Source organism: Paenibacillus sp. 05T425, assembly GCF_056396205.1.
Genome location: NZ_JBFTLA010000173.1, coordinates 1 through 372, shown reverse-complemented (window position 1 = coordinate 372; position 372 = coordinate 1). Strand labels below are relative to the sequence as shown.

The 372-nt window shown below is 60.5% G+C and carries 1 pseudogene; it reads right to left on the bottom strand.

What is annotated here, in order from left to right:
- Nucleotides 1–372 (bottom strand): annotated as a pseudogene (locus AC1DF0_RS32630) (hypothetical protein); the annotation flags it as partial.

Genomic DNA, 372 nt, shown 5'->3' with positions numbered 1-372 from the left:
GGCGAGTAGAAGATCTTGCTGTCCGGGTACAGACCGAAACCCGCGGACTTGCCCTCCATCATGTCCTTGGCTTTCTGGATGCGATGTTCCGGTACCAGCACATTGTCGACGATCAAAGTCTTGGTGCCACTGCCTTTCATGCCAGCGGCGAACCAGTCGTCACGGATCTGATAGTCGCTGCGCGGCAGCACCGCGAAACAGTAATCCTGGGTCCCCTCGGCATTCTTGCGACGGAAACCGACAATCGCCCACTCGGCATGGTCGCAGCCGCTGCTCCAGCCCATTTCACCGCTGAACAGCACACCGCCTTCGGTCTCTTCGGTACGGCCGAAAGGCGCGATGCTGCTGCTGGCGGTGGCATCCGGGTTGGTG